The organism is Noviherbaspirillum autotrophicum, from assembly GCF_000818395.1.
GTDB classification, from domain to species: Bacteria; Pseudomonadota; Gammaproteobacteria; order Burkholderiales; family Burkholderiaceae_D; genus Noviherbaspirillum; species Noviherbaspirillum autotrophicum.
The window spans coordinates 1-8,373 of the sequence record NZ_JWJG01000005.1 but is presented as its reverse complement, the minus strand read 5'-3'; the positions used below and the strand labels follow the sequence as shown (position 1 = coordinate 8,373).

Here is an 8,373-nt window from a genome sequence, read left to right as displayed (position 1 = left end):
ATGACAGCATCCCTCGGTCGAACTCATTCGCCTTCGACCAGCTCTGCGGCCATTATTTCTTTTTTGTCGACCTATCGAAATACGCTGTAAGTGCTCTCAACAATGGAGGTCCGGCGACCTCCATCCATTCAGGGCGTGCATCTACCCAGAATACAGCTGCAGCCATGACAAATAAGGTTTTAATGCAGCGATCTGCAATGCCGTTTAGCGCGGGGTTCTGTGGCACTTTGCGCTGGAAAAACAATGCGCCATTGAATTTTGGTTCGACTCATTACGTCCCGTTAGATGGGACTCGAATGACGGTGGTCACGTTGTAGCTGTAGTCAGAATCGATCTACCAGGAGTTTATGATGCTGCATATGTTCCCCCCTTCTGTTCGGCTCGCCGTTGTTGTAGGCACGGTTACTCTGACGGGATGTATGACTTGTCTAGATCCTCAGCACATGCAACCTCATCGTGGGACGACAACGTCGCAAACAGATGGAGCGATGCCAGACGAACCTTCGGATAAGCTCTTGCCGTGGAGGGATATGAAGGTCATGTGCGAAGAACACCGGAAGCTATCGGAGGCGAAGACACCTGAAGAGCGGCGAGCAATTATGGACCGAGACATGAAAACGATGACGCCCGACACGATGGTAGAACACGTATGGACGATGGAGGATCTCTGCAAACGGAATTGAATTCAGTATGATCCGCAATGGAGGCTCGGCAGACTCGCCCCGTTCACCCTATGAAGTTTCGAATATTCGGTCCAAGCTAAATTACTCACTTGGGTAAGTTCAAGTCCTTCCGAAGGGGGAATGGAGAGAGTCGACCTCTCCAACGCGAACCCTAAGGTGGCAGACGTCTGTTATGTGCGCGATGTGCCAATGACCGGAACTGGCCGGTAGTGCTTGATCGGTACACTTAAGGAGCTGGCAGCTATCGGCTGCCTTTCAGACGACCACTAGAGCGGGATGAAGGAGAACAGCCAACCCTTTGCTGCCTTTGAGTATGTCGATCAGGAGAAAGAAGACTACGCGCTGCTATATGGCCGTCGACTCCATAGAAGTGCGTGTCACCGCCTCTCTATGCTCTTTTGCTTTTTGCAGAATCTCGACGTGACATCCCGAGACCAAGGAATCCAAGACCGAGCAGGGCAGCGGTGGCGGGTTCAGGAATACTGCTGACGGGCGTGACATGAAAACGAATATCATCGATCCCCGTCAGATCATCTAGGGAATCGAACCGGACACTGGCAATTTGTCTACCAGGTTCATTAAAACCAATAAATGTAGCACCTGATGGCAATAAGTGGAGTGTGAATATTTGTGCCGTTCCGTCAGCGTCGAAAAGAGTAATGGTGTCATTTTGTTCGTCGATTCCGGTGAAATAGGCACCGAATGCATCGATTGGATTGGCAAAGCTAAATATATAACTGCCCAATTCCTGTCGGAACCAATGCCCGCCTATGGTCGTGTTAAAGCCGCAGAACGAGGGTACGCATAGCGTGGCAACTGTTGTTGTACCGCCCATCGTAGACACGCCCGCTGGCAAAGGCGATTCAAAATCGATCAAAGTGGAATCAGGCACATCCGCGTCGAACGCCTCTGCTGCAGCACGGGAATGTATCAATTGATTAGGGGAAGAGGCCCCTGTATCAGAACCTATGTACGTGATCACTGCAGCGTTAGTAGAGAAACCTACACCAAGCAGGACGGCAGCAAGAAGATGCGATACAGAGGATGCGACGTTTCTTTTTTGAAAGAGGCTCATGTATTTTCCTAACGTGTGTATCAGTGAGAGTTTCCTTCGTTTGCCGCGAGTACGGGAGCAATAACCAAGCCAGTAATAATTGTTCTTTAAAATTCGATGGTTACCTTCAAAGGCGTTCCAAGCATATTTTGATGTGTAAAAAATGGCGACTGAATTCCGCGGCTCGCCACCAAATTTGTATATCAGGTTAACCCACTGCTGCTATAAGATCTGTGACGAGCCGATGCCCATATTCGCATGGAACCTCTCAAACTCTCCCACACAATTGAAGAGAACGTCCTGGAGTTCTTCGCCTGGATGTATCTTTTCCCAATCACACTGGTTCATCTGTTCTTCCGGCCGCTTTGCTTCCTGGAAGCGATGGCTATGGAGAAAGAGAAGGCGGAGAGCGCGCGATATGAAACCAGAATGCCGCCAGTGCTGTTCTTTTTATTCGGCACCATGCCACCCAGTATTGCTATCGTCAGACACGGCACTTTGGAGGAATTGACCACTCTGCCAGCCTTGTCCGACGCGGCTTTGATCATTGCGCTAACCCTATCGATCCTTCCGTTCGCATGGGCCATTTCAGTGCTGGTTTTCTCCGCGCGCGGATATGACCGGGCACAGTTCCGCGATGCGTTTAGTATCCAGTGTTATCTGTTTTGCCCGATCTGGCTGTTCATTTTATGTGTCGCTTATTATTACGGGCCGCCGGATGTCCAAATGCCGACACAAACAGCCTATGCCGTGCTCGGAATTGGTATCGTTTTAATTATCTGGCTATTCATCACCGAGTGGCGCCTTCTGCGCAAGCGCGCCATATCGACAGTGCGAACCATTGGCTGTTTTGTGCTTGCAATGGTGATGTCGGCCGATTTATTCAAGGTAACGTTTTCAATCGCGCACGCCACCAATCAAAAATGGCTGCTTTGAACCACCCACTTCAACCGCAGATGAAGGTTAGCAACCGCGCCTGAGCGATGAACGCTTACACGCGGTGTATTCGTAGCTGATTGCCTAAAGCCCGTTGTTTGCAGTTTGTATTACGAGCCAACATTTGGGACGATGAACAATCTGGCATGCTTCGATAAGCAACCATTGGAATCTTCCATTTGAACGGCGGCAATTGGCCGTTTATCGTCTGTCCAAGCTGTTTGCCGTCAGTCCGGTTAGAGCTCGAAACCGGACATCGGAACTCTGCCTGCAAATCCTCGTTGTCGCCCCAAAGCGGAAGTAGATGTTTCCCCAAAGCGATCGTTTAACGATGGGGAGCTGCGTACTGAACACGTGGTCCTGAATGTGATGCACCGTGTCGTGGCGCGCACAATCAACTGACAGCAGCGACAATAACAACCACGCCCATTACAACAACTTGCCTCTGCCGGCGATGTTCATTTCTTTCCTTCAAATCGGCGCCGGACGGCTGCAAGAAGCACACCCGGCATGCCGTGGCGTTAGCTCGCCTTGCTGACCATGTAGTCGATTGCCGCCTTGACTTCGTTGTCCTTGAGCGCTGCGTTGCCTCCCTTGGCTGGCATCAGCTTGTAGCCGCCAAGTGCGTGGGTGTACAGCGTGTCCTTGCCTTGCTTGATGCGCGGTGCCCATGCGGCCTTGTCACCGAACTTCGGTGCGCCGAGCACACCAGTGCCGTGGCAAGAGGCGCAGTTGGCTGTGAAAGTTTTCTCGCCCAGCACGAGATCGGCGGCGGAGGCCGATGCGGCGGAGGCGGCCCCTAGGACTGCGGCCGTCATCAATGGCAGGAACTTCGATGCTTTCATGTTTCTTTTCCTTTGCTACATGGTTAAAAAATTGACTGCAAAAAAAGACATGGAATGGTCAATGCGACGGATGGTCCTGCGCCCGTCCGCGCAGCCATAACGCTATGCTATTCATATTTGATTTGTTTCCGTTCGATCTAGCAGCGAGCACTGTGTTACTGCAAAGCGGAAAATCATATCATAACGTGATATACAGGTAAGCAATGTTTTTATCAATACGGATATGAAGAAAACAACGCCACCTCGTCCGGCAAAAATAAAGTCCGAATCTCTATCGGAATTTCGCTATCAGTTGCGCCGCTTTTTGCGCTTAAGTGAAGGTGCAACGAAAGCAGAGGGCATCACGCCATTGCAGTACCTGTTCTGCAATCAAGACGCCAGGCGACCGAGGGTGTGTAAAAACCTGGTTTTGCCGCTAGACCAGCACGAAATAGCGGAATAAAAGAAGAGCGCCTCGTGACATGTTATGGTCGTGTCGTTCGATTTTCACGTTCTCACATAGTCTCGACCCGAAGCGGACGTCTAGGACGCGCCGCCCATGGCATGACTGCCAATGCACTGCCATGCCTGACAGGAATCGACGTCAAAACGTGGCAGTGTATCGGAGCGTGGCCCCACTCATATTCTTGCCCCCACTCAAATCCCGCACGGCGGCGTGAGTTGCCGCTATGTGTAACGCGCGGGCGGTGTCCTTGCTGCATGGCACATATGTTGCTTATAGCCGGAAACAGCCTTTTTCAGCAGGCCGATAGCCATAAAAGCTTGTCTCCTCCTTTCCTCGGACCAGCTTGGCTACCCGCCTTTCTCCGGCTATCGGCCTACCGAAACAGGTTGTAACGTAGTCTGCCCACCCGACCTGTCGGCAACGGCGGGCCAGCAATTGAGGGGCACAGTGTTGCACTGGCTTGCAACGTGATGACGCATAACAATCTGGGGGGCTAGGCAGCTTGGTTCGTTTGTTCACTGAAGTATCCTTCGCGTCCACCCTGGCTGACCACATCTTCTATCGTCCTGAATGCTCCAGCCTGCCGAGACCGACGGCCTTCCAGAATTAGCTCCTCAAGAAAGCTGCGTCGTAGCGACGAAAAGTACGCTCATCGTTCCGCAGGATCAACTGGATCTGACCGATCTCACTGATTGGCCGCGCCCTCGCCGATGGCTGGTTTGCGACAAGTACCTGAAGTTCATTCCCTGGCCGAGAATCAACGAGACCGATCCGATGCGGTCGGTCAGGAAATTGAAAGGCGGACGTTCGGAATAAAGAGTACACGGTCGCTTGCCGCGACCACTCGCTCAATGAAGACATGAAAGGTGACGCTCATGGCTGACTCCAGGTGCCTGCAATACCGGGTAGGCGGTCCGCATCACCGGTTCACGCTTTCGCAATGCTTGTCCGGCGCATGCCGCTGGCACAAGCGGCCATCAGCGACAGGCTTGTGCCACACCAGATGACCCATGCAGTTTGGCTGCCGTGTACCAAGCCGAACACAATCGCCACAAACGCTGCACCGATCGACTGGCCAAGGAGGCGCCCCATTGACTGCAAGCCGCTCGCACCACCGCTGCGTTCCCGCGGTGCACTGCTGATAATGATGCGATTATTTGGCGACTGAAATAACCCAAATCCCAATCCGCACACAGCCAATCGCCAGCTCAGATCGAAACCGGATGGTGCTGAACCTATCATTGCAAGGCTGGCCAATCCGATCGATAGAATGACTAAACCAGTGCTGCAGAGTCGTTCCGGCGCAATACGATCCGACAGGCGCCCCGCGAGCGGTGCGATCAGGGCCGTCGTCAATGGCCATGGTGTCATCAAGAAGCCCGTTGCTACTTCAGAGCGGCCCAGCGTGTGTTGAAAATAAAAGGGCAAGGCGACATACGCCATCGTCTGCGCAGCGAAAGAACTGATAGACGTCATCATCGAGAAAGCAAATACCGGCGAGCGCAACAAGTCAAAAGGCAGCATCGGTATTGCAAGGCGTCGCTCGCGCCGGACATAGAAAGCGCCGAAAAATAGTGCGCCCGCCAGCAAAACGGCTGCGCGGGCACGGCCATCCGGGTCGCTAAACGCATTGAGTCCGGTGATCAGGCAGCCAAATGTCAGCGCATTCAGCATCGTGCTTGCCAAATCAAATCGATGACCGGATACTGGCGTCGTCGGCAGGGTACGTGCTGCCACGACAAGGGCCGCAAGGCCGAGCGGCACGTTGACAAGAAATAGCCATTGCCAATGCGCGAACGACAGGATGGCCGACGCCACCGTCGGCCCTGCAGCGGACGACACCGCCACGATGAGCGAGGTGTACCCCATCCCGATGCCGAGCTGCTGCCTGGGAAAGATGAAGCGCACGAGCGCAATATTGACGCTCATGATTCCTGCTGCGCCAACGCCCTGCACCATGCGCGCAACAGACAAGGCAAGCAGGGAATGGGAAGTGGCGCACGCAAAAGACGCGGCGGTAAAGACTGCGAGACCACACCAGTAGATTTTTTTGTAACCGATGCTCTCGCCGAGGGAGGCGAGCGGCAATAACGACACTGTGACGGCCAATTGAAACGCGTTAACGATCCAAATTGTTTCCGCTGGCGAAATGGCCAGTTCCTGACCGATTGTCGGTAAAGCGATATTGACAATCGCACTATCCAGCACGGCCATTGTCATCGCGATGGCTATCGTGATGAAGGCATAGAAACGCTGGGGGTGCGGCAAGCCGTCCATCATAAGATCAGTCTTTCCAATATCAGGGGACGCCCCGTGGCGCACCCAGGAGGCGCCGTGCCAACACGGCGGATGGCCTATTTCACCGCCCCGTTCAATGGCCTGCTTTTCTCGCTTCAAAGAACGCCGCATCGATGAAGAATGAATGATCATTCTCCACAGAGAAATACCGCCGGGTTTCTTCAGGTGCGGTGTCGAGCAAACTCCGGATTGCAATGACACGATCGGTCGGCGTGCGCATTCGTGCCACCCATTCCTCGAACACCATTTTTAATTGCCAGGCATCGATTTGTTGATGAGACAAACCGGCAGCATCGAACATGGCTGCCCATTCCGACACACGATAATCCCGTACATGAGATGCGTCGCGTAAAAGCTCAACCGCCTGCAGAGTCGTGTCATGCAATGGATTTTCAGGGGCAATGATGTCGATGACAATAGCGACACCATCAGGATGCAACACGCGATGGATTTCCTTCAACGCGGCCGGCACATCTTCCCAGTGATGGGCAGAAAATCGTGTCACGACCATATCAAACGACGCGTCCGGAAAAGGAAGCTTCTCGGCCGGCCCCTGCCTGACATGGATGTTTTCAAGATTTCTTTGCTTGGCTGACTCGGCAACCACGGCGAGCATTTGCTCGGAAAGGTCGTAAGCCGTTACAGACGCAGAGAAAGGCGCCGCGGAAAAGCTGATGTGGCCAGCACCGCAGCCCAGGTCCAACACAGCCGGTGTCTTGTATCGTTGCACGACGGCCTTCACCGCTTCAAGATCCGCGCCACCGGCATGAACCGCGCTGGTTAAGTACGCTACCGCCGTATTGCCGAATTGTTCCGCCACTAACGCTTGCTGTTTCATTTTCCACCTCCTGTCGAATGAGTCAGCCTAGAATAGAGAATCGCATATCCCATAACAAGACAACAATTTATACTAGTATGTTTTGTGCCAGACAAAGAACATCCAACAACATGCGAGGGGCGACGCCATGCATAACAAGCTGGGAGAATTCATTCGTTTGCACCGGGAGCGCATCAAGCCCGAAGACGTCGGCATTCCCGCACATGGGCGGCGACGCACTCCGGGCCTCAGGCGCGAAGAGCTGGCGCAGCTTTGCGCCGTTAGTCCTACATGGCTGACGTGGCTTGAGCAAGGGAGACCGATTTCGGCTTCCGTAAAAGTGCTGGGGAAAATGGCGGAAGTGATGAGCCTTACTCCATCAGAACGAGCGTACCTCTTTCGTCTGGCCGACAAACTGGATCCGATGCTGGAGAATCAGATGGATCAAGGGATAGCCTGTCAGACGGTTGATCTCGAGGCCATCGTCGATGCGATTAACGTACCGGCCTATATTCTCAACGGACAGTGGGATGCCTTGGCATGGAACCGGCCTGCGCAAGATCTGTTTGTCGGTTGGCTGGACCAGCCGACATCTTCCGGAGCGGAAATGCGCCCCAACCTGCTGAACTTTATGTTTCTCGAGCCGAGGGCGCACACATTGATTACCGATTGGAGCGATCGTGCAAACCGGCTGGTCGCGGAGTTTCGAGCAGATTGCGGAAAACATGCGGATGAAGAGCCGTTATCAGGAATGATCGAGACCTTGAAGCGTGAAAGCAACGACTTCAAACGCTGGTGGAGTTCTCACCACGTGGTGGGACGAACGGGGGGAGCTCGTCAGTTTTCCCATCCAACAAAAGGCAAGCTGACGTTTGAACAGGTGACGCTTTCTCTTTCAACAAGGCGTGGCTTTAAGCTGGTGATGCTCCTCAATGGAAATAACAGTCTTAAATGAAGCGATTTTGAGATAGACAGCGAGTGGCTGCTTGTGGCCGGGAGCGCATGCTCGGCACCCTTGAGGCACCGGCTGCTATAGGCTGCCTTTCAGTCGATCACAAGGGCGGGATGAAGGAGAACAGCCGACCGAGGCTGTGTAAAAACGTGAAAATCGAACGACACGACCACAACATTTCGCGGGGCACTCTTCTTTTATTCCGCCATTTCGTGCTGACCTGGCGGCAAAACCGCGTTTTCACACACCCTCGACCCTTAGCTGCCATACGGCAATCCGGAAAACAGCCATTCACCGTCCCGGGTAATCAGCGGCTAAGCCATATGTATTCATTTCCATGTTG

Annotated in this window: 8 protein-coding genes; 4 read left to right on the top strand and 4 right to left on the bottom strand. The window is 53.4% G+C overall.

The genetic code is table 11. The features are described from left to right. On the top strand, positions 1-317 hold a 317-nt coding region (locus TSA66_RS27500; protein ID WP_232429360.1), incomplete at its 5' end, for a hypothetical protein. 754 nt (positions 318-1,071) lie between these two features. Here TSA66_RS27500 and TSA66_RS26630 read toward each other — a convergent pair. Beyond that, the gene (locus TSA66_RS26630) at positions 1,072-1,758 is read right to left on the bottom strand and encodes a PEP-CTERM sorting domain-containing protein (RefSeq protein ID WP_084199129.1); all 687 of its coding nucleotides are present in this window, start codon (positions 1,756-1,758) and stop codon (positions 1,072-1,074) included. Between the two features lie 237 nt (positions 1,759-1,995). Between TSA66_RS26630 and TSA66_RS00445 the strand changes: the two genes are divergently transcribed. Beyond that, positions 1,996-2,673 (top strand): hypothetical protein, encoded by a 678-nt coding sequence (locus TSA66_RS00445; RefSeq protein ID WP_040038535.1) that lies wholly within the window; start codon positions 1,996-1,998, stop codon positions 2,671-2,673. A 521-nt stretch (positions 2,674-3,194) separates the two neighbouring features. Here the strand turns inward: TSA66_RS00445 and TSA66_RS00440 are convergent. Further along, positions 3,195-3,518 carry a c-type cytochrome gene (locus TSA66_RS00440; RefSeq protein ID WP_052451960.1) on the bottom strand — a complete coding sequence of 108 codons (324 nt, stop codon included), beginning with the start codon at positions 3,516-3,518 and terminating at the stop codon, positions 3,195-3,197. Positions 3,519-3,741: 223 nt separating this feature from the next. On the opposite strand from TSA66_RS00440, the gene TSA66_RS28145 reads away from it, so the two are divergent. After that, a complete protein-coding gene (locus TSA66_RS28145; RefSeq protein ID WP_408639463.1) occupies positions 3,742-3,960 on the top strand; it encodes a hypothetical protein in 219 nt (72 codons plus the stop codon). Between the two features lie 930 nt (positions 3,961-4,890). Here TSA66_RS28145 and TSA66_RS00435 read toward each other — a convergent pair. Both TSA66_RS00435 and TSA66_RS00430 read right to left on the bottom strand, forming a co-directional pair. After that, a complete protein-coding gene (locus TSA66_RS00435; RefSeq protein WP_040038534.1) occupies positions 4,891-6,243 on the bottom strand; it encodes an MFS transporter in 1,353 nt (450 codons plus the stop codon). Between the two features lie 91 nt (positions 6,244-6,334). Next, entirely contained in the window at positions 6,335-7,099 is a 765-nt protein-coding gene (locus TSA66_RS00430) for a class I SAM-dependent methyltransferase (RefSeq protein WP_040038533.1), read from the bottom strand. Positions 7,100-7,226: 127 nt separating this feature from the next. On the opposite strand from TSA66_RS00430, the gene TSA66_RS00425 reads away from it, so the two are divergent. Next, entirely contained in the window at positions 7,227-8,033 is an 807-nt protein-coding gene (locus tag TSA66_RS00425) for a helix-turn-helix transcriptional regulator (protein WP_052451959.1), read from the top strand. Positions 8,034-8,373: the final 340 nt, after the last annotated feature.